This window comes from Streptomyces sp. NPDC002386 (assembly GCF_053593175.1).
This window is the reverse complement of record NZ_JBSFBX010000023.1, coordinates 64,857-89,852: the sequence shown is the minus strand read 5'-3', so window position 1 is coordinate 89,852 and position 24,996 is coordinate 64,857. Positions and strand designations below refer to the sequence as shown.

Annotated in this window: 21 protein-coding genes; 8 read left to right on the top strand and 13 right to left on the bottom strand. The window is 71.9% G+C overall.

Annotated features, from left to right (window positions below):
- Positions 1-19: 19 nt before the first annotated feature.
- The gene (locus ACWCPN_RS32980) at positions 20-1,258 is read right to left on the bottom strand and encodes a hypothetical protein (protein ID WP_451213848.1); all 1,239 of its coding nucleotides are present in this window, start codon (positions 1,256-1,258) and stop codon (positions 20-22) included.
- A gap of 401 nt (positions 1,259-1,659) precedes the next feature.
- Positions 1,660-2,547, bottom strand: coding sequence for a YhjD/YihY/BrkB family envelope integrity protein (locus ACWCPN_RS32975; RefSeq protein ID WP_451213845.1), 888 nt, complete (start codon positions 2,545-2,547; stop codon positions 1,660-1,662).
- Between the two features lie 152 nt (positions 2,548-2,699).
- Here ACWCPN_RS32975 and ACWCPN_RS32970 point away from each other — a divergent pair, with 152 nt between their 5' ends.
- The 3 genes from ACWCPN_RS32970 (at position 2,700) to ACWCPN_RS32960 (ending at position 4,279) form a co-directional block, all read left to right on the top strand.
- The gene (locus ACWCPN_RS32970; RefSeq protein ID WP_451213842.1) at positions 2,700-3,362 is read left to right on the top strand and encodes a GAP family protein; all 663 of its coding nucleotides are present in this window, start codon (positions 2,700-2,702) and stop codon (positions 3,360-3,362) included.
- A gap of 87 nt (positions 3,363-3,449) precedes the next feature.
- Complete coding sequence (locus ACWCPN_RS32965) at positions 3,450-3,908, top strand: DUF6325 family protein (RefSeq protein WP_392292384.1); 459 nt, start codon at positions 3,450-3,452, stop codon at positions 3,906-3,908.
- A 35-nt stretch (positions 3,909-3,943) separates the two neighbouring features.
- Positions 3,944-4,279 carry an SHOCT domain-containing protein gene (locus tag ACWCPN_RS32960; protein WP_451213839.1) on the top strand — a complete coding sequence of 112 codons (336 nt, stop codon included), beginning with the start codon at positions 3,944-3,946 and terminating at the stop codon, positions 4,277-4,279.
- 111 nt (positions 4,280-4,390) lie between these two features.
- Here ACWCPN_RS32960 and ACWCPN_RS32955 read toward each other — a convergent pair whose 3' ends face one another.
- The 3 genes from ACWCPN_RS32955 to ACWCPN_RS32945 all read right to left on the bottom strand — a co-directional run bounded on the left by ACWCPN_RS32955 (position 4,391) and on the right by ACWCPN_RS32945 (position 9,763).
- Complete coding sequence (locus ACWCPN_RS32955; RefSeq protein ID WP_451213836.1) at positions 4,391-5,674, bottom strand: cellulase family glycosylhydrolase; 1,284 nt, start codon at positions 5,672-5,674, stop codon at positions 4,391-4,393.
- 640 nt (positions 5,675-6,314) lie between these two features.
- Positions 6,315-7,343: a LacI family DNA-binding transcriptional regulator gene (locus ACWCPN_RS32950; RefSeq protein WP_365129819.1), complete on the bottom strand. Its 1,029-nt coding sequence runs from the start codon at positions 7,341-7,343 to the stop codon at positions 6,315-6,317.
- Entirely contained in the window at positions 7,340-9,763 is a 2,424-nt protein-coding gene (locus ACWCPN_RS32945) for a glycoside hydrolase family 2 protein (protein ID WP_451213832.1), read from the bottom strand. Before ACWCPN_RS32945 ends, ACWCPN_RS32950 begins: the two co-directional genes overlap by 4 nt.
- 276 nt (positions 9,764-10,039) lie before the next feature.
- Here ACWCPN_RS32945 and ACWCPN_RS32940 point away from each other — a divergent pair, with 276 nt between their 5' ends.
- The 3 genes from ACWCPN_RS32940 (at position 10,040) to ACWCPN_RS32930 (ending at position 13,274) form a co-directional block, all read left to right on the top strand.
- Positions 10,040-11,359, top strand: a complete 1,320-nt coding sequence (locus ACWCPN_RS32940; RefSeq protein WP_451213829.1) for an ABC transporter substrate-binding protein — start codon at positions 10,040-10,042, stop codon at positions 11,357-11,359.
- A gap of 86 nt (positions 11,360-11,445) precedes the next feature.
- Positions 11,446-12,414 (top strand): carbohydrate ABC transporter permease, encoded by a 969-nt coding sequence (locus ACWCPN_RS32935; RefSeq protein ID WP_451213826.1) that lies wholly within the window; start codon positions 11,446-11,448, stop codon positions 12,412-12,414.
- On the top strand, positions 12,411-13,274 hold the full coding sequence (locus tag ACWCPN_RS32930; protein ID WP_451213823.1) for a carbohydrate ABC transporter permease: 864 nt from the start codon (positions 12,411-12,413) through the stop codon (positions 13,272-13,274). The genes ACWCPN_RS32935 and ACWCPN_RS32930 overlap by 4 nt, the downstream gene beginning before the upstream one ends.
- A 99-nt stretch (positions 13,275-13,373) precedes the next feature.
- On the opposite strand, the gene ACWCPN_RS32925 is transcribed toward ACWCPN_RS32930, so the two are convergent.
- From ACWCPN_RS32925 to ACWCPN_RS32910, 4 genes are all read right to left on the bottom strand, one after another.
- Positions 13,374-13,883 carry an O-acetyl-ADP-ribose deacetylase gene (locus tag ACWCPN_RS32925; protein WP_392292376.1) on the bottom strand — a complete coding sequence of 170 codons (510 nt, stop codon included), beginning with the start codon at positions 13,881-13,883 and terminating at the stop codon, positions 13,374-13,376.
- On the bottom strand, positions 13,880-15,289 hold the full coding sequence (locus tag ACWCPN_RS32920) for a phytoene desaturase family protein (RefSeq protein ID WP_451213820.1): 1,410 nt from the start codon (positions 15,287-15,289) through the stop codon (positions 13,880-13,882). The genes ACWCPN_RS32925 and ACWCPN_RS32920 overlap by 4 nt, the downstream gene beginning before the upstream one ends.
- An 87-nt stretch (positions 15,290-15,376) precedes the next feature.
- The gene (locus tag ACWCPN_RS32915) at positions 15,377-16,222 is read right to left on the bottom strand and encodes an inositol monophosphatase family protein (protein WP_451213817.1); all 846 of its coding nucleotides are present in this window, start codon (positions 16,220-16,222) and stop codon (positions 15,377-15,379) included.
- A 92-nt stretch (positions 16,223-16,314) separates the two neighbouring features.
- A complete protein-coding gene (locus tag ACWCPN_RS32910; protein ID WP_451213814.1) occupies positions 16,315-18,132 on the bottom strand; it encodes a gamma-glutamyltransferase family protein in 1,818 nt (605 codons plus the stop codon).
- Positions 18,133-18,303: 171 nt separating this feature from the next.
- Between ACWCPN_RS32910 and ACWCPN_RS32905 the strand changes: the two genes are divergently transcribed.
- Positions 18,304-19,368 carry a lipoate--protein ligase family protein gene (locus tag ACWCPN_RS32905; protein WP_451213861.1) on the top strand — a complete coding sequence of 355 codons (1,065 nt, stop codon included), beginning with the start codon at positions 18,304-18,306 and terminating at the stop codon, positions 19,366-19,368.
- A gap of 161 nt (positions 19,369-19,529) precedes the next feature.
- Positions 19,530-20,195 (top strand): hypothetical protein, encoded by a 666-nt coding sequence (locus tag ACWCPN_RS32900; RefSeq protein ID WP_365129828.1) that lies wholly within the window; start codon positions 19,530-19,532, stop codon positions 20,193-20,195.
- A gap of 7 nt (positions 20,196-20,202) precedes the next feature.
- Here ACWCPN_RS32900 and ACWCPN_RS32895 read toward each other — a convergent pair whose 3' ends face one another.
- The 4 genes from ACWCPN_RS32895 to hydA form a co-directional block, all read right to left on the bottom strand.
- Positions 20,203-20,643 (bottom strand): TlpA family protein disulfide reductase, encoded by a 441-nt coding sequence (locus ACWCPN_RS32895; RefSeq protein ID WP_451213811.1) that lies wholly within the window; start codon positions 20,641-20,643, stop codon positions 20,203-20,205.
- A gap of 215 nt (positions 20,644-20,858) precedes the next feature.
- Positions 20,859-22,397 (bottom strand): NCS1 family nucleobase:cation symporter-1, encoded by a 1,539-nt coding sequence (locus tag ACWCPN_RS32890; RefSeq protein ID WP_451213808.1) that lies wholly within the window; start codon positions 22,395-22,397, stop codon positions 20,859-20,861.
- Between the two features lie 139 nt (positions 22,398-22,536).
- Positions 22,537-23,556, bottom strand: a complete 1,020-nt coding sequence (locus tag ACWCPN_RS32885; RefSeq protein ID WP_451213805.1) for a TIGR03842 family LLM class F420-dependent oxidoreductase — start codon at positions 23,554-23,556, stop codon at positions 22,537-22,539.
- 11 nt (positions 23,557-23,567) lie between these two features.
- Positions 23,568-24,971, bottom strand: coding sequence for a dihydropyrimidinase (gene hydA, locus ACWCPN_RS32880; protein WP_451213802.1), 1,404 nt, complete (start codon positions 24,969-24,971; stop codon positions 23,568-23,570).
- Positions 24,972-24,996 lie beyond the last annotated feature (25 nt).

Below are 24,996 nucleotides of genomic sequence, written 5' to 3'. Positions count from 1 at the left end.
GCCGCGGGAGCGGTGCCGGTCAGGTCCGGTCCGCGGGCGGGTGCGCCGCCCCGGGTCCGGTGCGGAGCTGGGTTCGGCCGGACGCGGCGAGCAGCGCGAGCACCGCGAGGACGCCCAGCAGCACCAGGACCAGCAGCAGGACCGTGAGTACGGTCGGATGGTTCCAGAGCGCGAAGACCAGCGCGATGATCAGCAGGACGACGAGGGTGATGATCCGGCGGTAGGCCAGTGCCCAGCCGCCGACCCGTCCGGTGCTGATGTGGTGGGCGGCCGCCCAGCGCGCGGCGGAGTCGGCCGTGTGGTCGGACGCGCCGCGGACGGCCACGGGCAGCCGGCCGGGTCCGACGAAGTAGGCACCGAGCGCGATGACGACGCCGAGGACGACGGCCGTGCGCAGGCTGATCCGCAGGAAGTGCACCAGGGTGTCGAAGACGGCCTCGGCGGCGGCCTTCGACTGCACCTGGGGCGGCAGATGGCCGAGGTAGTAGTGGCGGGCCACGGCCAGGGCGATGGCGACCACCAGGCAGGCGAGGGCGGCGCCCAGCGCGGTGCGCGCGAGGGCCCTTCGGCGGCGGCGGGCCAGGAACACCCCGGCGGCGCCGAGGACCACGACGAGCACCGGGAACCAGTTGCCGACGACGTCGAGCAGGTGGGCGGCCTTGCGGAACTTGGCGAGTTCGTCGGAGTGGAACAGCACCAGCTGCTTGTTCACCTGCGGGATCTTGTCGGCGGGCTTCAGCCCGGCGTTCACCAGCTCCTGTTTGACCCGGTCGACGGCCGTGCCCACGTCCAGGGTGACCGTGCCGTCGCTGACGCCGACCGCGCCGCGTCCCTGGCCGGTGAGGGCGTGCACGACGGCGTTGTGGGCGGCGCGGTTGGCGGTGTTCCACACCGTGGCGAAGGCGTCGCTCCGCACGACGCGGGTGGCGGTCTTCGTGACGGCCTGGTTGACGGCGGCGTCGAGCTGCGGCCCCAGTCCCCTGACGGCGTCGGCGGCGCGCGGCGGCAGGCCCTGGGACTGCAGCCAGGAGGCGATGTCCGCGGCGGCCCGCTGACCGTCCACCCGCGCGCCGACGGCGTCGGTGATCCGGTGCACCGCGGCGTCCTGGATCGCCGGGTCGGTGGCCAGCGGATCGACCGTGGCCACGTAGCGGTCGGTGTCGAGCACGATGTCGTGCACCCAGGTGGCGAGCAGCGCGACCGGCACCAGGACGCAGGTCAGCACGATCAGCACGGCCGAGGCGACGGCACGCGCCACATGCCCCGCGCTCCGGCCCCGCCGCGCCCCGCCCCCACCGCCGGTCCCCGGTCCGGGGGGTCCGGGAGGTCCGGGAGGCCCGCCGGGCGGACGCCGGCCGGCGCCGGGCCCGTCCTCGCGCGCCGGGGGGCCGGAGGCGTGCGAGTCGGGACGATCGGGGCCGGGGCCCGGCGTGGGGGGTTCCTGGCCAGGGTTGCGGGGGTCGGGGCCGGGTCCGTGCGGGTCGGGTGAGGCGGGCACGTGGGCCTCCGGCGGGGTAGGGGCCTGAACATCCCCATTGCGTCAGGCCCGCGGGTTCCACGCGCGCTGGGTAGACCGGACGGGCGAGTGGTGGTGGGCCCTGCGCGCGGTGGACGGGGCCGAACGGGCGACGCCCGGTGAACTTCTCGCGCGGCCGCGCCTCAGGCGGTCCGCGGGTCGCGGTCCCGCGGGGACGGCGGGCTGCCGAGGCGGTGCGCCAGGAACGGCTCCTGGGCGAGGACGGCGCCGACGCTGATGCTGACGGCTCCCGCGACGCAGACCACGATCAGCCAGGACAGCAGCACGAAGACGGAGCCGGCCGGACCGTATTCGGCCAGGGCGCGGTTCAGCGCCCGCGGCATGTACAGGCGCGCGGTCACCGACAGCACGGTGAGCACGGCCGCCGTGAGCACGGCGCCCGGCAGCAGGGGCTTCCAGCCGATCAGCCCGCCGAGCAGCAGGTGCTGGGTCCACCACCACAGCCCCGTCTGGGTGAGGAGCGTGAGGGGGACGCCCAGCCAGGCGCCCACGCCGAACCCGTCGCGTACGGGGCCCTGGAGCACCAGGACCCCGAGCCACAGGGCGAGCCACGCCAGCCACCGCCATGGCGCGATGTGGGTGCCCGCTCTCGGGATCTCCCAGGCGCGTTTGCACAGGCGCTGCATCGCCCGGCTGACGGCGGTGGCCGACAGCAGCACCATCAGCCCGCCCACGATGCCCGTGGCCTGCTGGAGATCGCCCGTCGTGGGCTCGAACACCTTCTCCAGCTCGGCGTTGGCCGCGCCCGTCAGCCCGAACACCTCGCGCACCGACGCGACCAGCTGGTGGCGCACCGCCGAGGGGGCGTAGGCCGCGACGACGAAGAGCAGCGGGACCGCGGTCAGGAAGCACTGCGCGGCGACACGGGTGCCCGAGTCGAAGATGTTGACCGACACGATGCGGTCCGCGAGATGCGTGACCACCGGGAACCGGCTCTCCGCCCGTCGGTGGGCCGCCTTCGCCCAGGCGACCATCCGGCCCACCGACGGCACCCGTGCGGAGGTCGGCATGGCGTGGCTCCTTTCGCTGGGTCCAGCCTGGGGGGCGGCGCCCGGTACGGCACCCCGGGGACGGCTTCCGGCGGCCGGGTCCACGCCCACGAGATGTCGTTCCGGCGAGTCCTGCCTACTCTCGTGGTGTTCCGACTCGTCGGGGGTCCGCCATGGTGCTCGACCTGCTGCTCATCGGCCTGGCCATCACGCTCGACCCGCTGCCCCTCATGGCGTTCGTCCTGGTGGTGGCGTCGGCCAGGGGTGTGTGGAAGGGGCTGGTGTTCATCCTGAGCTGGCTGGCCTGCCTGGTCGCGGTGATCGCGATCGTCCTCGCCTTCACCGGCGGGCAGCCGCCACCGCCCAAGTCGCCGCCCTCGACCGCCGCCCTCGCGCTCAAGCTGCTCATCGGGCTGTCGCTGGTCTTCTACGGCGAGCGCCGGCGCCGCCGCCGGGCGGCCGGTGCGGCCCCGGCCAAGGAGTCCTCGTCCTCGAAGCTCACGGCCCACATGGACCGCGGCACGCCCTGGGCCGCCGCGGGGCTCGCCGTGCTGCTGCAGCCCTGGGGCATGGTCGCGGCGGGGGCGACGACGGTGGTGGAGGCGGACACCTCGCACGTCACGACGTGGCTCACCCTGTGCGGCTTCTGTCTGCTCGCGACCGCGACTCTGCTGACCGTGGAGCTGTACGTGCTCTTCTCCCCCACGGCGGCGAAGGCCCGCCTGCTGAGGCTGCGCGCGTGGATGGAGGGTCATCAGGACCAGGCGCTGGTGAGTCTCTGCCTGGTGCTGGGGTTCTGGCTGGTGGGCAAGAGCATCTACCAGCTCACCGGTTGACGCGTACGGGTTCGGAAGTGCGGGGCCCCGCGCCGCGTGCTGGAATTGGCGCTGGGGGCGGACGCACACGGCTTCCAAGGAGTGGTCATGGAAAGCGTCGAAGAGATGGGCCCCGTCGACTACCTCGTGATCGAGTTCCCCGGCAACCGTATGACGGGTGAGGCCTTCCCGCTGCTGGTCGATCTCGCCGAGCGCGGCATCGTCCGCGTCATCGACCTGGCCTTCATCCGCAAGGAGACCGACGGCTCGGTCGTCGCGATGGAGCTGCGCGACCTCGGTGACGAGATGGACCTGACCGTCTTCGAAGGCGCCTCCGCCGGCGTGCTGGACCAGGGCGACATCGAAGAGGCGGGCAACGCGCTGGAACCCGGCAACTCCGCCGCGGTGCTGGTGTACGAGAACCTGTGGGCCGCTCCCCTGGCCCGCGCCCTCCGGCGCAGCGGCGCCCAGCTGGTGGCGAGCGGCCGCATCCCCGTCCAGGCCCTGCTGGCCGCGCTGGACGCCACGGAGGAGACGGTTCCCCCCGGCGGTTCCGCGGCCGCCTGACCGGCCGCCCCTTTCGACACTGGGAGTTGACGATCATGCCCGGACTGCTCAGGGGCGTCGCACGCACCGCCGTCGTCGCCGGTACCGCGACCGCCGTGTCCAACCGCGTCTCGCGCCGCCAGGCCGGCCGGTGGGCGCAGCAGGACAGCGCGCAGCAGCAACAGCAGTACGAACAGCAGCAGGCGGCGCAGCAGCAGTACGCGCAGCAACAGCAGCAGATGGCGCCGCCGCCCGCGCCCGCCGCCGCGCAGCCGGCGGGCGACGACATGACCAACAAGATCGATCAGCTCAAGCAGCTGGCCGACCTCAAGACGCAAGGGGTGCTGACGGACGAGGAGTTCGAAGCCCAGAAGCGCCGGCTGCTGAGCTGATCCGGTGCCGCCGGGCACGTGGCGGTCGGGCGCCGGTCCGCGCCCTTCGGCGACGGCGAGCGAACGGCAGCGGTGCCGTCTTCCGGAGCGGAGGCGGCACCGCTTCGGTCGTCAGTGGTCGGCGGAGCTGCCCCGGACCACACAGGACCGGTTGTTCTCCCAGCCCCAGCCGTCGCCGTCCGGGTCCGAGGAACCGCCGTTGACGCAGTACGGGTAGCCGTTCGGCGCCGTACCCGAGCCCGGACCCGTGTCCGCCGAGCTGCCCCGCACGACGCAGGACCGGTTGTTCTCCCAGCCCCAGCCGTCGCCGTCCGGGTCCGAGGAACCGCCGTTGACGCAGTACGGGTAGCCGTTCGGGGCCGTACCCCCACCGGTGCCCGAACCCCCGCCGTAGACGGTGGCCCGCTTCGAGGTGGCGGCGATGCCGTTGGCGCCGTTGAAGAAGCGGTTGCCCCAGCTGGTGAGGGAGTTCGCGTCGAATCCGTTGACCATGTCCAGGTACTCGACGCCGCCGCCGTTGCCGCTCCAGGACCAGCCGATGTAGCCGACGCCGAGGGACTGCGCGTTCGCCATGATGGCGTCCTCGTCGGGGTCGCCGTCGCTGTGCCGGTTGCCGAACTCACCGACCACGATGGGCAGGCCCTTGTCGGTGAAGGCGTGCAGATAGCCGCTCACCTCGGCCGCGGTGTCGTACACCCCGTACATGTGGATCGAGAAGATCGTGTTGCGGTCGGGGTCCGCGGCGAAGACGGAGGAGGCGTTGTCCCGCATGGTGTTGGACCAGTCCTGACCCCAGTTGGGGGCGTCCACCATCAGCGCGTGCCGCAGACCGGCGTTGCGGAGCTTGACGATCGCGGCCTTGGTCGCGTTGGTCCAGGCGCTGTAGTTCGTGTTGCCGAACGGCTCGTTGCCGATGTCGACGACGACGTAGTCCTCCTGGCCCTCCAGCGCGCTCTTCACGCCGATCCAGTAGTCCGCCGCCCTGTCCAGGGTGGTCGCCGCGCCGTCCTCGCCGTACCCCGTGGTGTCGTGCACCTCCAGCACACAGATGACCTTGGCGGCCTTGCAGCGGCCGATGATCGAGGAGACCTCGGAGGCGCTCGTCCGGGTCCACCGGTCGCCGCTGCCGAGGACGACGCGGACGGTGTTGGCGCCCTTGGCCGCGATATCGGCGATGGAGGTGGTGCGGTCCGGGTACCAGGCGTACGCGTGGTTCACCCCACGCATCACGAACGTGCTGCCGTTCGCCTCGGTCACCTTGCCGTTGGCGACACGGATACCCGTGGGTGCGGCCGCGGCCTGGCCGCCGGACGTGGCCAGGAACGAGATCAGCAGCCCCAGTAGGGCGGCGAACGCGACACCGGCCGCGGTGCGCGAGGTGCTTCTTGGTTGCATTGCCATGGTGCTCCTCTGTGGGGTGTTGTCAGCGCGGACGTGTCCGCCCCGCGTCCGGGGGGCTTGTGGACGCGACGCTCTACGGCCGCACGGGGGATGACAACGTTGTCTACCTCCGAGGAGGGCGACAGCGAAGACCGAGCGGTGCGTGTGCGCCCCGGCCGGCAGGAGTGGGCCTGCGACCGCGGACCGGGAGCCATGGATATGAGAGCACTTGATGTCCCGGCCATGTCAATGGTCTTGCGGACATGTTTCCGGAAGAGCGTGCGGCAAGCCGACGACTTCCCCGGGCGAAGCGCTGGAAGCCAGGCGGAACTAAACCGCTAAACGCCCTAGTGGATCCGGCGACGCCGAGGACGGGGTCCTTCCAGCAGCAAAGGACGAGCGCCGCGCATATCCCTCCCCGACTGGCATCTGGCATGCCCCGACCTCGGCGCCCGCCCTGTCGTGACACCGCTCCGACCGAGGCAAGGGCCACGCCTTTCGGCAATCGCGCTATACCGGTTCAACGAGACATCCGAGCCGGTCTCGGAAATGGCCCGAGGGGCCGAAACGGCGTATGCGGGTGGATCTCCTGCGCGCACGCGACGCGGAACGGGGCGCGGCGGGCGGGCCGCGCCCCGCGGGTCCCGGCCCCGTCTCAGCCGCCGGGGGGCGCGGTCGACGCCCGCGGCATCAGGGAGGGCGTCGCCACGGGCCGGGACTGGACCTCCTGCCCCGCCAGCACGTCGAACAGCACCCGCGTGACCTGGGCTCCGAAACCGTGCACGTCATGGCTCATCGCGGACAGCGTCGGATGCGTCAGACGGCACAGCTGCGAGTCGTCCCAGGCCAGCAGGGACAGGTCGTCCGGCACGGAGACGCCCATCTCGGCGGCCACGCCGAGTCCGGCGACCGCCGTGATGTCGTTGTCGTAGATGATCGCGGTGGGACGGTCGGCGGCCAGCAGCAGCGAGCGGGTGGCACGCGCGCCCTCCTCACCCGAGAATCCCGTCTCCACATGCAGACCGCCGTCGAGGCCCAGCTCCTCCATCGTGCGCTCGAACGCGTTCACGCGGATGGCGCTGTGCCCCAGACCGGTGGGACCGCCCACGCGGGCGATGCGCCGGTGCCCGAGGGCCGCCAGATAGCGCACCGCCTCCGCGACCGCCTTCGCGTCGTCGGTCCAGATCGAGGGGAAGCCGCCGGTCAGGTCCGGGTGTCCGACCGCGACGGCGGGCAGCCCGATCCTCCGGAGCGGGCCGATGCGCGGGTCCTCCTGATGGAAGTCGACGAGGATCGAACCTCCTACCTGACGCTCCCGCCACCACCTCTCCTGCAGGGAGATCTCCTCCTCCAGCGAGCCGACCAGACGCAGCAGCAGCGAGCAGTTGCGTTCGGCGAGCACACTCTCGATACCGGAGATGAACTCCATGTAGAACGGCTCGAGACCGAGCAGCCGGGCCGGCCGGCAGATGGCGAGACCGATGGTGTCGACCGACTGCCGGGACAGGCTGCGGGCCGAGGAGTTGGGCGCCCAGCCCAGGCGCCGGGCCGCGGCGAAGATCCGCTCCCGGGTGGCCTCGGAGACCCCCGGCTTGTGGTTGAAGGCCAGCGACACCGCGCCCTTGGACACTCCGGCGGCGGCCGCGACGTCCTTGATGGTGACGCGTTCGGCGGGTGCGCTCACGCCGGTTCCACGCAGAAGAGTGCCGCGCGCACCGCGTTGGCGCCGGTCTCGGCGGCGCCCCGCACCCGCAGGCGGATCCGCTCGCCGGGAAGCAGCGTGCGCAGACCGGTGTCGCAGGTGGCCTCCGGCCCGAGCCGGTCGGCCTGCAGGAGAAGATCCCGTACGAGGGTGTGCGCTGTGACCACGACCTCGACACTACCGCCACCGGCGGCGGAGGACTCCACGACGACGTCGTAGCCGGGCTCGGGGTAGGCGAACTCCTTGTCGGTGACAGGGAAGTACACGGTCCGCAGGCCCTCGCAGTCGGCGACGAGGAACTCCTTGGCGGACCGGGCGTCGGGGACCAGCTCCCGCGGCACGGACCCCCGGCGCACCTCGCGCGCGCCGGCGGTCATGGCGAGTTCCCGTTCCGCGACCACGCTGCCGTCGGCGCGGACACGGCGCAGGGTCACACGTGCGTCCCACGCGTCGGCGGACTGGTTGATCACGGCGAGGTCAGGGCCGCCGGCCCCCGGCTGAAGGGTCAGCAGGCGGTCGGCGTAGACCCTGCGCAGCTCGTGGTAGAGGGGCTTGGGGCGGCCGTCGCCGTCGATGGCCGCCCAGGAACTGACCGGCCAGCAGTCGTTGATCTGCCAGACGATGGTGCCGCCGCACACCGGCCAGTGCGAGCGCCAGTGCTCGATCCCGGCGGCGACGGCGCGGGCCTGCACGACCTGGGTGAGGTAGTGCCAGCGGTCGAAGTCGTCGCCGGGCGGGGCGAAGTGACGCTCCACGCCCCGGTTCAGCTTGCCGTTGCCGTCCTCGGCCTTCTGGTGGTGCAGCATTCCGGGTGACCCGGGAGCCAGACGTTCACCGGGCAGCGCGCGCCGCAGGGTGGCCATGGCGGGCGGTGCCTGCCAGCCGAACTCCGAGACGAAGCGGGGCACCGAATCGCGGTACTCGGCGTAGTCCCGGCGGTTCCAGACCTCCCAGGAGTGGTGGGTGCCGTGGGCCGGGTCGTTGGGGTGGTGGTCCCAGGAGCCGGACCAGGGGCTGCCGGCGGTGTAGGGGCGGGTGGGGTCGAGTTCGGCGACCAGGCGTGGCAGCAGGTCGAGGTAGTAGCCGCCGCCCCAGGAGTCGCCCCTCAGCGCGGGCTCCCACTCCCAGTCGCAAAAGCCCCACAGGTTCTCGTTGTTGCCGTTCCACAGCACGAGGCTCGGGTGCGGCATGAGGCGGACAACGTTGTCGCGGGCCTCCGCCTCGACCTCGCCGCGCAGCGGCTGCTCCTCCGGGTAGGCGGCGCAGGCGAAGAGGAAGTCCTGCCAGACCATCAGGCCCAGCTCGTCGCAGGCGTCGTAGAAGGCCTCGTCCTCGTAGATCCCGCCGCCCCAGACCCGTACCAGATCCACCCCCGCCTCGGCCGTCTGGCGCAGCCGGGCTCGGTACCGCTCGGGGGTGATCCGCGACGGGAAGACGTCGTCGGGGATCCAGTTCACGCCGCGGGTGAACACCCTCACTCCGTTCACCACGAGGGTGAAGCCGGTGCCGTGCTCGTCGGCGGAGCGGTCGAGTTCCACGGTCCGGAAGCCGATCCGCCGGGACCAGGTGTCCAGCACGGGTTCCTCGGGACCGTCCGCCAGGAGCTCCAGCTCCAGGTCGTACAGGGGCTGCTCCCCGTATCCGCGGGGCCACCACGGGGAGACGCCGGGCACGTCCAGCGTGAGCACGGCGCGTGTCCCGTCCACCGCGCCCCTGACCCGGTGTCCGCCGCCGACGGTGGCGGACACGGTGAGCGGCCGGTCCACTCCCGCCGAGGTGCGTTCGACCTCCACTCGCACCTCGACCCGGCCGGCGCCGTCCACGACGGTCACCAGGGGGCGCACGTCGGCCAGCCGGGCCGTCGACCAGCGCTCCAGCCGGACCGGGCGCCACATGCCCGCGGTCACCAGGGTCGGGCCCCAGTCCCAGCCGAAGCCGCAGGCCATCTTGCGGATGTACTGGAACGGCTCCGGGTAGACGTTGGGGCGGTCGCCGGTCAGTGCGCGCACGGCTTCGGCCTCCTCGTAGGCGGAGGCGAAGTCGACCCGCAGGCGCCCGTGCCGGCCCGTGACGTCGAAGCGGTGACGCCGGTGCATGTTCCGGGTGCGTCCCACCTCGTTCCCGTCCAGCGTGATGGTCGCGGCGGTGTCCAGGCCGTCGAAGACGAGGTCGGCGCGTTCGTGGCGCCCGGTCCGGGTCTCGACGGCCGCCAGGTGCCGGCCGTAGCTCCATCCACGGCGCCCGACCCAGTCCACTTCGCGCTCGTTGAGGCCCAGGAAGGGATCGGGGATCAGGCCGCCGGCGAGCAGGTCGGTGTGGACGCAGCCGGGAACCCGGGCGGGCAGGGACCTCCCCTCGTGCTCAAGGCTCCACCCCTCGGCGAGCTCGACGGTTTCCTTCATATGCGGCTCCTTCGGCAGGACGGGCCGGGATGGTGTACGACGCGGATCAACCTAACGCGAGGGAAGTGAACCGGTCTAGTACCCTCGCCAGGCCTCTCACACCGGCGATATCCGGCGTAGACCCTGTAGCGCGGGGGGAGTTCACACAGCCCTCTGCGGCCAGATGTAACGATTGGGCATCGCGGTGAAACGCGGAGCTTTACCGGTTAACCCATCCCTGAAATAGTGCGGGGCACCTACCGGGCCCGAGCCGTGATCCTTGGAGGAGTGGGGCACATGGGAAACAGAGCAGTGAGCGCAGCCGTGCTGACCGCCGTGGTGACGACCCTCGCGGGGTGCAGCGGAGGGGGGACGCCCGGTGCGGGCGAGACCGCGGCCGTACCGCTGAGCCCGACGAAGGTCTCCGGTGACATCACGGTGCTCACCAACCGTACGGACCTCGTGCAGGACGGCACGATGAAGAAGTACGCGGCCGAGTTCAACAGGATCTACCCGAAGGTCGGGGTCAAGTTCGAGGGCATCACCGACTACGAGGGGGAGGTGAAGATCCGGATGAACACCGAGAACTACGGGGACGTCCTGCTGATACCGGGCGCGGTCGCCAAGGGCGACTACCCGAAGTTCTTCGCCCCGCTCGGCGACAGCGGCTCCATGGCCGACGAGTACCGGTTCACCGACAAGACCGACGTGGACGGCAGCGTGTACGGCATCGCCACCTTCGGCACCGCCAACGGCTTCGTCTACAACAAGGCCGTGTGGCGGAAGGCCGGCATCACCGCCTGGCCGACGACGACCGGGGAGTTCCTGTCCGACCTGAGGACGGTGAAGGACAGGACCGGCGCCACCTACTACACGAACTTCAAGGACGGCTGGCCGCTCAGCAGCCCCTGGACCAACAGCGTCGGCTCCGTCAGCTGCGACAGCAAGGCCTCCGACGCCCTGGCCGACACGGACAGGCCCTGGGAGAAGGGCACCGACCTCAACACCCTCGACACCCTGCTCTACGACATCGTCCACGACGACCTGTCCGAGAAGGACCCCACCACCACCAACTGGGAGAGCTCCAAGTCCCTGCTCGCCAAGGGCAGGATCGGCAGCATGCTGCTCGGCTCCTGGGCGATCAACCAGATGCGCGACGCGGCCCGGAAGGCCGGCGAGAACCCCGACGACATCGGCTTCATGCCGGTACCGGTCCAGCACTCCGGCAAGTTCTGCGCCACCCTCGTCTCCGACTACCAGCAGGCCGTCAACATCCACTCCGGCCACAAGAGCGCTGCCCGGGCCTGGATCGACTGGTTCACCGAGAAGTCCGGGTACTCCGCGAAGGAGGGCGCCGTCTCGGCACTGAAGGCGGCGAAGTTGCCGACGACGCTCGACGAGTACGTTGACAACGATGTCACGTTCGTGGAGCGCTCCGAGAAGGCGACAGCCGAGGTCAACGCCATCGACAACGCCTCGGAGATCGGCCTGAACAAGCAGGACTACCGCCAGCGGCTGGTGGACCTCGCCCGCGGCGCCCAGGGCGGCTCGCTCCAGGGCTACTTCGACGACCTGAACAAGCGCTGGGCCGAGGCCAGGCGGACCGCCGGCTCCTGATCGGCGCGCAGCGGGTCCCGGTGAGCCTGCCGCCGCCGGGCCCGGACGCGACAGCGCTCCGCGGACACGAAAGGCCCTGGCCCTCAATGACTCGAACCCTCTCCCCTTCACCGCCGCCCACGGCCGGCGGGCCGAAGCGGACCGTCAGGCACCGCCCCGGGCGTGCGGGCGGCGGCGGTGTCCGGCGGAAGCCGTCGATGCGCCGGCTCACCCCGTGGCTGTTCCTGCTGGTTCCGCTCGCTCTGCTGATCACGTTCACCTACGTGCCGGTGGGCAACATGATCTATTACAGCTTCACCGACTGGGACGGCGTCAGCCCGGACCGGAACTTCGTCGGTGCCGGCAACTACGAGGAACTGTTCACCCGCCCCGAGCTCTTCCGGGTCTTCACGGTGAGTCTCTACTACCTGGTGGCCTCAGTCGTACAGATATCCATCGCCCTGTACTTCGCCACCGTGCTCAGCTTCGACATGCGCTTCAGGAACCTGTTCAAGGGCATCCTGTTCTTCCCGTACCTGATCAACGGGGTGGCGATCGGCTTCGTCTTCCTCTACTTCTTCCAGGACGGCGGCACGCTCGACTCGGTCCTGTCCTGGTTCGGGGTGAACAGCGACCACGCCTGGCTCTCAACCCCCGAGTCGGCCAACACCTCACTGGCGGGCGTGTCGGTCTGGCGCTTCACCGGCCTGAACTTCGTCCTGTTCCTCGGGGCGATCCAGTCGATCCCGGGAGAGTTCCACGAGGCCGCCCAGCTCGACGGGGCGACCCGGTGGCAGCAGTTCCGGTACATCGTCGCCCCCGGCATCCGCCCGGTGCTGGGTCTGAGCGTCATCCTCGCCGTCTCCGGCTCACTGTCGGTCTTCGAGATCCCGTACATCATGACCACCGGCACGACCGGGACGTCGACCTTCGTGATCCAGACCGTCAAGTTCGCCTTCCAGTTCAACAAGACCGGCCTGGCCTCGGCCTGCGCCGTGGTGCTGCTGCTGGTCATCCTGGGGATCACCTGGATCCAGCGCCGCCTCGTGCCCGACGAGAAGGTGGACATCGTATGACCGTCGGCGTCCCGCCCCGGCGCCGGTCGCGCCGGCCCTCCGGTCTCGCCACCGGCCTGACCTACCTGGCCCTGATCGGCGCCTCGCTCGTGGTGCTGGTCCCGCTGGCCGTGGTCCTCCTGACCTCGCTGAAGACGTCGCAGGAGGTCGCGGACGGCCAGGGAGCCCTCGCCCTGCCGCACGACTGGCTGAACTTCTCGAACTACGCGACCGCCTTCTCCGACGGCAAGATGCTGACGGCGTTCGGCAACACCGCCTTCATCCTGCTGTTCTCCATCACCGGCACGGTGATCATCGGCTCGATGACGGCGTACGCGATCGACCGTTTCGACTTCCGGTTCAAGAAACTCGTCATGGCCCTGTTCCTGATCGCCACCCTGGTACCGGGCGTGACCACACAGGTCGCGACCTTCCAGGTGGTCAACAGTTTCGGCCTCTTCGACACCCGGTGGGCGCCGATCCTGCTCTACATGGGCACGGACATCGTCTCGATCTGCATCTTCCTCCAGTTCATCCGGGGGATCCCGGTCTCCGTGGACGAGGCCGCGCGGCTCGACGGGGCCAACGCCTTCACCGTCTACCGCAAGATCATTTTTCCGATGCTCAAGCCGGCGATCGCGACCGTCGTCATCATCAAGGGCATCACCACGTACAACGACTTCTACATCCCCTTCCTGTACATGCCCTCGGAGGACCTCGGCACCATCTCCACCGCCCTGTACCGCTTCAAGGGCCCGTTCGGGGCTCACTGGGAGACCATCTCCGCCGGAGCGATCCTCGTCATCCTTCCGACCCTGGTGATCTTCCTCTTCCTGCAGCGCTACATCTACAACGGCTTCGCGCAGGGTTCGGGCAGGTGACGTCCTGACCGCGAGGAACGCCCGACGGGGGAAGCGGGCAGCGGCCCGCCTCCCCCGTCGGGCACACGCCGCGGGCCGCCGGGGCGGCGGCCCGCGCGGTCAGCCGGTCCGCGCGGCGAACGCCTGGTACGCCCGCTCGTCGAAGAGGACGAAGCGTGCCTCCTCGACCGAGGTCGGTGTGGCGCGCACCGTCTCCACCGCGATGCGGGCCGCGTCGTCCATCGGCCAGCGGTAGACGCCGGTGGAGACGGCCGGGAACGCGACCGTGCGGGCGCCGAGTTCGTCGGCGACCTTCAGGGACTCGCGGTAGCAGGAGGCGAGGAGTTCCGAGCGGTCCTCGGTGGCGGACCAGACCGGGCCCACCGTGTGGATCACCCAGCGGGCGTCCAGCGCGCCGGCCGTCGTGGCGACCGCCTGGCCGGTGGGCAGGCCCTTGCCGTACCGGGAGGCGCGCAGCGCGCGGCACTCCTCGAGGATCGCGCCGCCGCCTCTGCGGTGGATCGCGCCGTCCACCCCTCCCCCGCCGAGCAGGGAGGAGTTGGCCGCGTTGACGATCGCGTCGGCGCTCTGCCGGGTGATGTCGCCCTGGACGAGGGTGATGGTGGTCATGTCTGCCTCAGTCTCCGCCAGACGGCCTTGGCCGCGTTGTGCCCCGACATGCCGTGCACGCCGGGGCCGGGCGGTGTGGCCGAGGAGCAGATGAAGACGGCCGGATGGGGGGTGTGGTACGGGAACAGGGACAGGCGGGGTCGCAGCAGCAGCTGGAGCCCGGAGGCCGCGCCGCAGGCGATGTCCCCGCCTACGTAGTTGGCGTTGTGGGCGGCGAGTTCGGCGGGGCCCATGGTGGCGCGGGCGAGGACGCGGTCGCGGAAGCCGGGTGCGAAGCGCTCCAGCTGGCGTTCGATGGCGTCGGTGAGGTCGCCCCGCCAGCCGTTCGGGACGTGGCCGTAGGCCCAGAAGACGTGCTTGCCCTCGGGCGCCCGGGTGGGGTCGGCCACGCTGGGCTGGACGGTGATCAGGAACGGCCGGTCGGGTGCGCGGCCGGCACGGGACGCGTCGTGCAGCGCGGTGCCGATCTCGGCCTGGCTCGCGCCGACCTGAACGGTGCCGGCGGCGCGGGCCTCGGGCGCGGTCCAGGGGACCGGGCCGTCCAGGGCGTAGTCGATCTTGAAGACGCTGGGGCCGTAGCGGAAGCGGTCGTAGTGGCCGCCAAAGCCGGCGATACGGGCCAGCGCGGCGGGCGAGGTGTCGAAGACGTACGCGCGGGCCGGCGGCAGGTCGTCGAGGCGCTTGACCTCGTAGTCGGTGTGGACGGCGCCGCCGAGGTCGGTCAGGTAGGCGGCCAGCGCGTCGGAGATGGTCTGGGAGCCGCCGCGGGCCAGGGGCCAGCCGCGGGCGTGCGCGGCCAGGGCGAAGACCAGGCCGATGGCGCCGGTGGCGAAGCCGCCGAGGGGTGCCATCACATGGGCGACGAGGCCGGAGAAGAGGGCCTTGACGGGCTCGTCGCGGAAGCGGCGCATCAGCAGGGTGGAGGGCGGCAGTCCGGCGAGGCCGAAGCGGGCCAGGGTCACCGGGTCGCGGGGCAGCGCGGTCGACGGCAGGGACATGAAGTCCCGGGCCAGGGTGTCCCACTTGGCGAGGAACGGCTCCACCAGCCTGCGGTACGCGCCCGCGTCGCGCGGGCCGAAGGAGGCCGCCGTCTCGGCGACGGAACGGGCCAGCACGGCCGCGCCGCCGTCCGGGAACGGGTGCGCCATCGGCAGGTCCGCGTGCACCCACCGCAGGCCGTACCGCTCCAGGGGCAGGGCGCGGAACGCGGGCGAGTTGATGCCGAGGGGGTGGGCGGCCGAGCACGGGTCGTGCCGGAAGCCGGGCAGCGTCAGCTCCTCGGTGCGGGCGCCGCCGCCGACGGTGGACCGCGCCTCGAACAGGGCGACGGAGTGACCCCTGCGGGCCAGCTCCACGGCAGCGGTCAGTCCGTTCGGTCCCGCACCCACCACGACAGCATCGAGCATCGACGGCACCTTCGGACTCCTTCGTCAGCCGATGGCCACTCGCGATCAGGATATGCCGGTGCCCCCGCGGCGGCCGGGGCGGGTGCCTCAGCCGCCCCCGCCCAGCAGTCGCGCCACGCGGCGGGCGGTGGCCGCGTCCCGGGCGGCGGTGAACGGCAGCGCGTTGCCGCCGGTCACCCGGAACGGCTCACCGGTGAGCGTGAGGTGGGCGCCGCCCGCCTCCTCGACCAGCAGCAGGCCCGCCGCGTGGTCCCACGCCGCCTCCCAGGAGAACGCGACCGCGTCCAACTCACCGCGGGCCACGGCGAGGTACTCCAGTCCCGCGGAGCCGCAGGGGCGCGGGGCGACACCGTCGGTCCACAGCGGGCGCAGCGCGTGCTTCTGCTCGTCGGTGGTGAAGTCCGGGTGGGAGGTGGCGACGGCGAGGTCGCGGCCGGGCGCGGGCGGCCCCGCGAACAGCCGCTCGCCGTCGAGGAAGGCGCCCCGGCCGCGAACGGCCGTGGCGAACGCGTCCGGTACGGGGGCGTAGGTCCATGAGGCCTGGACGACGCCCCGGTGGGCGAGCGCGACCAGCGTGCAGAAGCCCTCGTCGCCGTGCACGAACTGCCGGGTGCCGTCGACCGGGTCGATGATCCAGACCGGTGCGTCGCCCCGTATCGCCTCGTAGGTGGCCGGGTTGGCGTGCACCGCCTCCTCGCCGACCACGACCGAGCCGGGCAGCAGGGCGCCGAGCACCTCGGTGAGCCGCTCCTCGGCGAGCCGGTCGGCGTCCGTCACCAGGTCGTGCGGTCCGCTCTTGCGGTCCACCTCGTGCTCGGCGAGGCGCCGGAAGCGGGGCAGGATCTCGGCCGCCGCGGCCTTGCGGACCGCTTCCTCCACGTCGGCCGAGCCGCGGGTGAGAAACTCCTCGATGGTTTCCGTTTCGTCGATCATGTCCTCCATGAGACCACGTGCCGCTGACAATCCCCGCCCGTCCGGTGGACACCGGGTGGAATCGGGATGAAGAAGGGGGGCCGGACCGGCCGTCAGCGGCCGACCGCGTACCCCTGCATCCCGCGCGGGTTCGCGGCGGCCGACAGGACGCCCGTCTCCGGGTCCCGGGCCACCGCGCACAGGCGGCCCTCCGACCAGCCGGGGCCGACCGTGACGTCGTGGCCCCGGCGGCGCAGTTCGTCGATCACCCCGGGGTCCGTGCGGGACTCCACGGTGACGCCGCCGGGGTGCCGGCCGCGCGGGTAGAAGGAGCTGGGGAAACTGTCGTTGTGCCAGTTCGGGGCGTCGATCGCGCCCTGCAGGTCGAGGCCGCCGCGGACCGGGGCGCGCAGCACGGCGGCGAGGAAGAAGTGCGGCTGCCACTGGTCCTGCTGGTCCCCGCCGGGCGTGCCGAACGCCATGACCGGGACACCGCCGCGCAGCACCATCGACGGGGAGAGGGTGGTGCGGGGACGGCGGCCCGGGGTGAGGGAGTTCGCCAGTCCCTCCTCCAGCCACGTCATCTGCAGCCGGGTGCCGAGCGGGAAGCCGAGTTCGGGCACGACCGGGTTGGACTGCAGCCAGCCGCCGCTGGGCGTGGCCGCCACCATGTTGCCCCAGCGGTCCACGACGTCCAGGTGGCAGGTGTCGCCGCGGGTGCTGCCGTCGGCGGCCACCTGGGCCTCGCCGGTCAGGTCCGCGACCGTCGGCTCCCCGGCGCCCATCGGGCTGAAGCCGGGACCGTCGCCGGGCACGCGCGCGTGTGCCTGCGCGGGCAGGCGTGGGGCGCGCCCGCCGGGGCTGCCGGGGCGCAGTTCGCAGGAGGCCTTCTCGCCGACGAGGGCGCGGCGGCCGGCGTTGTACTCCTCCGACAGCAGTGCGGCGAGCGGCACGTCGGCCGCGTCCCCGTACCAGGCCTCCCGGTCGGCCATGGCGAGCTTGCAGCCCTCGATCAGCAGGTGGACGTAGTCCGCCGAACCGTAGGCGGGCAGCTCGGGCGGGAGCAGCGCCAGTTGCTGGAGGAAGGCGGGGCCCTGGCTCCACGGGCCGGCCTTGCACACGGTCCAGCCGTTCCAGTCGTAGGTCGCCGGCGCCTCGTAGCCGGCCGACCAGCCCGCCAGGTCGGCCCCGGTGAGGGTGCCGGTGTGGCGCCGCCCGCTGGTGTCCAGCGTGGGCCGCCGGGACTGCCGTACCAGGGCCTCCGCGATGAACCCGGAGCGCCACACCTCGCGCGCGGCGTCGATGCGCGCCTCCCGGTCGCCGGCCCCCGCGGTCTCGGCGAGCAGCCGCCGCCAGGTCGCGGCCAGGGCGGGGTTGCGGAAGAGTTCGCCGGGCCGGGGGGCACGGCCGCCGGGCAGGTACACCTCGGCGGAGGAGGTCCACTCGGTCTCGAACAGCTCCCTGACGCTCTCCACGGTCGCACCGACGTTCTCCACGGGCGCGTGCCCGTGCTCGGCGTACCCGACGGCGTACTTCAGGACGTCGTCGAGCGACCTGGTGCCGTGGTCGCGCAGAAGCAGCAGCCAGGCGTCGAAGGCGCCGGGGACGGCGGCGGCGAGCGGTCCGGTGCCGGGTACGAGGTCCAGACCGAGTCCCCGGTAGTGCGCGACGGTGGCGGCGGCCGGGGCGACGCCCTGTCCGCACAGCACGCGCACCTCGCCGCCGGCCGGCGCGAGCAGGATGGGCACCTCCCCGGCGGGCCCGTTCAGATGCGGCTCCACCACGTGCAGCACGAAGGCGCCCGCCACGGCCGCGTCGAAGGCGTTGCCCCCGTCCTCCAGCACCGCCATCGCCGACTGGGAGGCCAGCCAGTGGGTGCTGGAGACCATGCCGAAGGTGCCCTGGAGGGTGGGCCGGGTGGTGAACCGCATCTGTCACCTCGGTGCTCGCGCGGGTGGGCCGGGCCCACCAGTATCGGAGACGCCCGGCGCGGACGCCGTGGAGTTTCGGCCCGGCTCCCGTGGCCGGCTCTTCACCTCCTCCACGGGAACACCACCGCGCCTCCCGGCGTTGATCTCCTGGTGGAAGAGGGAGGCCAGGCGGTGCACGGTGAGTACAAGGTTCCCGGCGGCAAGCTGGTCGTCGTGGACGTGGCGGCCGAGGACGGTGTGCTGCGCGACGTGCGCGTGGCGGGCGACTTCTTCCTGGAGCCGGACGAGGCGCTGGACGCGGTGAACCGCGCGCTCGAGGGCGCCCCGGCGGACACCGCCGCGGCCGGGCTGGCCGCGCGGATCGACGCGGCGCTGCCCGCGGGGACGGTCATGTACGGACTGACCTCGGAGGGCGTCGGGATCGCGGTGCGCCGGGCGCTCGCGCACGCCACGGACTGGACCGACTACGACTGGCAGCTCGTCCACGAGGGCCCGCAGTCACCGGCGCTGCACATGGCCCTGGACGAGGTCCTGACCGCCGAGGTGGCGGCGGGCCGCCGGCCGCCCACGCTGCGGGTGTGGGAGTGGGGCGCGCCGTCGGTGATCATCGGCAGCTTCCAGTCGCTGCGCAACGAGGTGGACCCGGAGGGCGCCGCCCGGCACGGCATCGAGGTGGTCCGGCGGATCTCCGGCGGCGGGGCCATGTTCGTGGAGCCCGGCAACACGATCACCTACTCCCTGTCGGTGCCCGAGTCGCTGGTGCAGGGCCTGTCCTTCCAGGACAGCTACGCCTACCTGGACGACTGGGTGCTCGGCGCCCTCGGCGAGATGGGCATCCGCGCCTGGTACCAGCCGCTGAACGACATCGCCACCGACCAGGGCAAGATCGCGGGCGCGGCGCAGAAGCGGGTCGTCGGGCCGGGCGGCGGTCCCGGGGCCGTGCTGCACCACGTGACCATGTCGTACGACATCGACGCGGACAAGATGGTCGAGGTGCTGCGGATCGGGCGGGAGAAGCTCTCCGACAAGGGCACCGGGAGCGCGAAGAAGCGGGTCGATCCGCTGCGCCGGCAGACGGGGCTGCCGCGGGACGCGGTCATCGAGCGGATGATCGAGTCGTTCCGGGGGCGGTACGGCCTCGTGGACGGCGAGGTGACGGAAGGGGAACTGGCGCGGGCCGAGGAGCTGGCGCGGACGAAGTTCACCTCGCCGGAGTGGACCGCCCGCGTCCCCTGACCGGACATAGGGGATTTTTCAACACGGTGTCCATGGGCCCGGGTTACCGGCCGGGCACGCAGCGAGTTCGGCCTTCCGCCGCACAGGGAGTCGTGTGACACTGTCGTCCCAGCCCACCCCGCGGGACCCTTCCGCGCCCCCTCCCCCACGAGAAGTGCGCCGTGCGTTCACTGCCTCTGCCGCTCGCCCTGACCGCGCGTCTGACGCCGGTCGTCGTACTCGCCTGTGCCGGCTGGGCGATGTCGTCCGATCCGGCCGCACCGGCGGCCGCGGATCGCCCGCCGTCCCAGCGGACGCCCGCCGGCTCGGCCTCGGCGCCCTCGTCCACGGCGGTGTCGAAGTCGTACGAGGCCGCGCCCGCCCCCTGTTCCAGCGTGCCGGTGGCGACCGTCAAGTCCCTGGTTCCCGGGGCGAAGACGGCCGGCAAGGAGATCCCGTCGACCGACACCTCGCTGCGCCGCACCTGCTCCTGGAACGCCCTCCAGGGCTACGACTACCGCTGGCTCGACGTCTCGTTCGAGATCACCGGCTCGGACGACGCGGCGAAGAAGGAGTACCAGCAGCGCGTCGCCGAGAAGAGCGGCGGCGGCGAGGTCCCGGGGGTCGGTGACGCCGGCTACTCGGTCGTGAACCTCACCACCGAGAGCAAGCAGGAGACCCGCGAGGGCGTGGTGCTGGTACGGGCCTCCAACGCACTGGTCGTCGTCACCTACAACGGCAGCGACTTCGAGAGCAAGAAGGCCCCGAGCACGGACGAGATCAACAAGGGTGCCATCAAGGCGGCGAAGAGCGCCGTGGCCGCGCTGGGATCCGGCACGTCCGGCTGACCGCCCTTCAGGAGCGGGTGAGCGGCAACGCCAGGTCGCGCACCTCCCGTTCGGTGATGGTGCCGGCGTGGACGGCCGCGATCCTGCCCCGGGTGTCGATGACGACGGTGAACGGCACGCCCGGCGGCACCGTCCCCTTGGGGAACCGGAGCATCTGCCGGCCGGAGGGGTCGCGGAAGCTGGGGTAGCCGAGACGGTGCTCCCGCTGGAAGGCGCGGCCGGCCGCCGGGTCGCGGTCGGCGTCGAGCCCGATGAAGCGCACGCCCTTCGCGGCGAGGTGTTCGCGGGCGGCCCGGAGCGCGGGGGCCTCGGCCCGGCAGGGGCCGCACCAGGACGCCCACGCGTTGAGGACGACGACCTTCCCCCGGTGGTCGTCCAGCCGGAGCGGTCTGCCGTCCAGGCTGTCACCCACGAGATCGGGCGCGTCCTGGCGCTGATCCGCCGGCATGGGCCCGCTCCGCTCCGTCCCGGGGCCGGCGGTCGCCATCCCGGCATGGCAGGAGGCCAGCGCCAGACATGCGGCGGACCACAGAAGTGCTCGTCTCTTCACAAGCGGTGAGTATCTCAACAGGCGCTTGAGGAAACGACGTTGGGGGCTCGGAGGGGGCGGTGCGCGACGGCGGGCGGGGCCCCGGCGGCCATGGCCGCCGGGGCGGGTCCGTCTCAGGCCGCCGCCTCCGCCGTGTCCTCCTTCCGGCCGGTGAGCCAGGTCAGGGCCAGGTAGAGCACCAGGGAGGTGCCGAGGCCCACCGCCCACCCGTAGTCGGCGAGAGGGGACAGGGCCGCGATGGGGCGGCCGTCGACCAGCGGGTGGAAGTCGGCGCCGCCGATCGCCAGCACGCCGCCGGCCAGGAACGCGGCCACCGCCCGCCAGTTCCAGCCGCCCGCGTACCAGTACCGGCCGCCCGCTCGGTACAGGTCGGCGAGGACCAGCCGGGTGCGGCGCAGGATCCAGTAGTCGGCGACGAGGATGCCCGCGACGGTGCCGAGGAGACCGCCGACCAGTCCGAGCCAGGTGAAGATGTAGCCCTGCGGGTCCGCGTACAGCTTCCACGGGAAGATCAGCACGGCCAGGACCGCGGTGATCAGCGCGCCGGTGCGGAAACTCACCTTGCGCGGGGCCACGTTGGAGAAGTCGAACGCCGGGGAGACCAGGTTGGCCGCGATGTTCACGGAGAGGGTCGCCACCAGCACGGTGACCAGGGCGTAGAGCAGACCGACCACGTTGTCCGTCTTCGCGGCGAGCTGGACCGGGTCCCAGACGGGCTCGCCGTAGACCGCCTGGGACCCGGAGGTGACCAGCACGGACAGGAAGGCGAACAGGGTCATCGTGGTCGGCAGGCCGAAGGCCTGCCCCCGGGTCTGGGCGCGCTGGCTGCGGCCGTAGCGGGTGAAGTCGGGGATGTTCAGCGACAGGGTCGACCAGAAGCCGATCATGCCCATCAGGGCGGGCCAGAACAGCTTCCAGAAGTCGCCGCCCCAGCCCAGCTTGGACGGCTGGTCGAAGAGCGGTCCGACGCCCCCGGCCTTGCCGCTCATCCACCACAGCATCACGAACGCGCCGACGAGGACGAAAGGCGCCGCCCAGTTCTCGAAGCGGCGGATGGTCTCCATGCCGCGGAGGATGATGGCGATCTGGAGGACCCAGAAGACGGCGAACGACAGCCACATGGTCCAGGCGTGGCCGCCGACCTGCGCGGCGTTCGCCCAGCTGTCGCCGATGAGCTTGCCGGCGAGGAAGTAGATGGCCTCGCCGCCGATCCAGGTCTGGATGCCGAACCAGCCGCACGCCACCAGCGCCCGCACCACGGCGGGCAGGTTGGCGCCGCGCACGCCGAAACTCGCTCGGGCGAACACGGGGAACGGGATGCCGTACTTGGGTCCGGCGTGGCCGGTGAGCAGCATCGGCACGAGCACGATCAGGTTGGCGAGGGCGATGGTGAACACGGCCTGCTTCCAGTCCATGCCCACCGCGATCAGCCCGGAGGCCAGGGTCCAGGAGGCCGTGTTGTGGGCCATGCCGACCCACAGCGCGGAGAAGTTGTACGTCGTCCAGGTGCGCCGCTCCACCGGGACGGGGAGCAGGTCCTCGTTGGCGTACGGGCCGTCCGGCGGCCGGGCGCCGGGTGCCAGTTCGACCCGCCCGTCGGGCTGGGTCACCTGGCCGGACAGGGGTATGGCGGAGGGAGCGGTGTCGGTCATGGGCGGGCCAATCGGGGTGAGGTGGGTCGGGAGAGGCCGTGCGGGCGGCGCATGGGGGGTGCGCGGGCGGGCGCCCTGTGCCCCCTCGCCGGGGCGGGGAGGCCGCGGCGAGGGGGAGACCAACGGGGTGGTGCGGCGGTCAGGCGTTGACCGCCGGGATCACCCGGGAGCCGTAGGCGTCGATGGTGGCTTCCTGGGCGTCGTGCATGTCGTACACGGCGAACTGGTCGACACCCAGCTCGCGCAGGGCGTTCAGCTTCTCGACGTGCTTCTCGGCCGGGCCGATCAGACAGAACCGGTCGACGATCTCGTCGGGCACGAACCGGGTGTCGGGATTGCCGCTGCGCCCGTGGTGGGCGTAGTCGTAGCCCTGGCGGGCCTTGATGTACTCGGTGAGTTCGTCGGGGACCTGGGCGGAGTGCTCGCCGTACTTGGCGACCAGGTCGGCGACGTGGTTGCCGACCATGCCGCCGAACCAGCGGCACTGCTCGCGAGCGTGGGCGAGCGCCTCCGGCGAGTCGTCGGCGGTGACGTAGGCGGGGGCGGCCACGCAGACGGTGACCTCGGACGGGTCGCGGCCGGCGGCGACGGCCGCTTCCTTGACGGCCTTCACCATGTACTCGGTGAGGTAGAGGTCGGCGAGCTGGAGGATGAAGCCGTCGGCCTCCTCGCCCGTCATCTTCAGGGCCTTCGGGCCGTACGCGGCCATCCACACCGGGAGTTCGGCGCCGGGGGCGACCCAGGGGAAGCGGATCTTCGTACCGCCGAGGTCGGCCTCGTCGCCCCGGCCGAGGGCACGGATGACCTTCATCGCCTCGCTGATGCGGGCCAGCGTGTTGGGTTTGCGTCCGGCGACGCGCATCGCCGAGTCGCCGCGTCCGATCCCGCACACCGTGCGGTTGCCGAACATGTCGTTGAGGGTGGCGAAGGTGGAGGCGGTGACCTCCCAGGTGCGGGTGCCCGGGTTGGTCACCATGGGGCCGACCCGCAGCGCGCTGGTGTTCGCGAGGATCTGGCTGTAGATCACGAACGGCTCCTGCCAGAGCACGGCGGAGTCGAAGGTCCAGCCGTAGGCGAAGCCGTTGCGCTCGGCCCGCTTCATGAGGCTGACGACCCGGGAGGCCGGCGGGTCGGTCTGCAGGACGAGTCCGAAGTCCATGGGCGCCGCTCCTAGTTGAGGTACTGACAGGTGGTGCGCGGAGTGAAGGCGCCGTGACCGGCGCGTCCGGTGTACTCCCGCTGGTCGATGACGACTTCGCCGCGCGAGAGCACGGTCTCGACGCGACCGGTCGTGCGCCTGCCCTCGTAGGCCGAGTAGTCGACGTTCATGTGGTGCGTCTCGGCGGACATGACCTGTTCGGCGTGCGGGTCGTAGACGACGACGTCGGCGTCCGCGCCCGGGGTGATGGTGCCCTTCTTCGGGTAGAGGCCGAACATCCGGGCCGGGGTGGCGCAGGCGATCTCGATCCAGCGGCGCCGGGAGATGTGCCCGTCGACGACGGCCTGGTGCAGGAGGTCCATGCGGTTCTCCACGCCCGGCAGGCCGTTGGGGATCTTGGAGAAGTCACCCCGGCCCAGCTCCTTCTGGCCGGTGAAGCAGAAGGGGCAGTGGTCGGTGGAGACCACCTGGAGGTCGTTGGTGCGCAGGCCCTGCCACAGGGCCGCCTGGTGCTCCCGCGGGCGCAGCGGGGTGGAGCACACGTACTTGGCGCCCTCGAAGTCCGGTTCGGCGAGGTTGTCGGTGGACAGGAACAGGTACTGCGGGCAGGTCTCGCCGAACACGTTGAGCCCCGCGTCCCGGGCCCGGGCCAGTTCGGCGACCGCCTCCTGCGCCGAGACGTGCACGACGTACAGCGGGGCCCCGGCGACCTGCGCGAGCCTGATGGCGCGGTGGGTGGCCTCGGCCTCCAGCAGGGCCTTGCGGACCTCCCCGTGGTAGCGGGGGTCGGTCTCGCCGCGGGCCAGCGCCTGTTCGACGAGGACGTCGATGGCGATGCCGTTCTCGGCGTGCATCATGATCAGGCCGCCGTTCTCGGCGGCGCGCTGCATGGCCCGCAGGATCTGGCCGTCGTCGGAGTAGAACACCCCGGGGTACGCCATGAACTGCTTGAAGCTGGTCACGCCCTCCTCGACCAGCAGGTCCATCTCCTTGAGCGTCTCCGGGTTCACATCGGAGACGATCATGTGGAAGCCGTAGTCGATGGCGCAGTTGCCCTCGGCCTTGGCGTGCCAGGCGTCCAGGCCCTCGCGCAGGGTGCCGCCGACGTTCTGGATCGCGAAGTCGACGATCGTGGTCGTACCGCCCCAGGCGGCGGCGCGGGTGCCGGTCTCGAAGGTGTCGGCGGCGGTGGTGCCGCCGAACGGCATCTGCATGTGGGTGTGTCCGTCGACGCCGCCCGGGATGACGTACTTCCCGGTGGCGTCGATGACCCGGCCGCCGCCGAACGCCTCGGCGGCGGGGGTGCCGGAGGCGGCGAGGGCGGCGATGCGGCCGTCCTCGATCAGGACGTCGGCGTGGATCTCGTCGGACGCGGTGATGACGAGACCACCGCGGATGACGGTACGGCTGCTCATGGTCCCTCTCCTCCCAGGGTGGGCG

Bases quoted from the DNA above. Each gene is read 5' to 3' on its own strand.
- ACWCPN_RS32975 (WP_451213845.1), bottom strand. From the start codon at position 2,547: ATGCCGACCTCCGCACGGGTGCCGTCGGTGGGCCGGATGGTCGCCTGG.
- ACWCPN_RS32970 (WP_451213842.1), top strand. From the start codon at position 2,700: ATGGTGCTCGACCTGCTGCTCATCGGCCTGGCCATCACGCTCGACCCG.
- ACWCPN_RS32965 (WP_392292384.1), top strand. From the start codon at position 3,450: ATGGAAAGCGTCGAAGAGATGGGCCCCGTCGACTACCTCGTGATCGAG.
- ACWCPN_RS32960 (WP_451213839.1), top strand. From the start codon at position 3,944: ATGCCCGGACTGCTCAGGGGCGTCGCACGCACCGCCGTCGTCGCCGGT.
- ACWCPN_RS32955 (WP_451213836.1), bottom strand. From the start codon at position 5,674: ATGCAACCAAGAAGCACCTCGCGCACCGCGGCCGGTGTCGCGTTCGCC.
- ACWCPN_RS32945 (WP_451213832.1), bottom strand. From the start codon at position 9,763: ATGAAGGAAACCGTCGAGCTCGCCGAGGGGTGGAGCCTTGAGCACGAG.
- ACWCPN_RS32940 (WP_451213829.1), top strand. From the start codon at position 10,040: ATGGGAAACAGAGCAGTGAGCGCAGCCGTGCTGACCGCCGTGGTGACG.
- ACWCPN_RS32935 (WP_451213826.1), top strand. From the start codon at position 11,446: ATGACTCGAACCCTCTCCCCTTCACCGCCGCCCACGGCCGGCGGGCCG.
- ACWCPN_RS32930 (WP_451213823.1), top strand. From the start codon at position 12,411: ATGACCGTCGGCGTCCCGCCCCGGCGCCGGTCGCGCCGGCCCTCCGGT.
- ACWCPN_RS32925 (WP_392292376.1), bottom strand. From the start codon at position 13,883: ATGACCACCATCACCCTCGTCCAGGGCGACATCACCCGGCAGAGCGCC.
- ACWCPN_RS32920 (WP_451213820.1), bottom strand. From the start codon at position 15,289: ATGCTCGATGCTGTCGTGGTGGGTGCGGGACCGAACGGACTGACCGCT.
- ACWCPN_RS32915 (WP_451213817.1), bottom strand. From the start codon at position 16,222: ATGATCGACGAAACGGAAACCATCGAGGAGTTTCTCACCCGCGGCTCG.
- ACWCPN_RS32910 (WP_451213814.1), bottom strand. From the start codon at position 18,132: ATGCGGTTCACCACCCGGCCCACCCTCCAGGGCACCTTCGGCATGGTC.
- ACWCPN_RS32895 (WP_451213811.1), bottom strand. From the start codon at position 20,643: ATGCCGGCGGATCAGCGCCAGGACGCGCCCGATCTCGTGGGTGACAGC.
- ACWCPN_RS32890 (WP_451213808.1), bottom strand. From the start codon at position 22,397: ATGACCGACACCGCTCCCTCCGCCATACCCCTGTCCGGCCAGGTGACC.
- ACWCPN_RS32885 (WP_451213805.1), bottom strand. From the start codon at position 23,556: ATGGACTTCGGACTCGTCCTGCAGACCGACCCGCCGGCCTCCCGGGTC.
- hydA (WP_451213802.1), bottom strand. From the start codon at position 24,971: ATGAGCAGCCGTACCGTCATCCGCGGTGGTCTCGTCATCACCGCGTCC.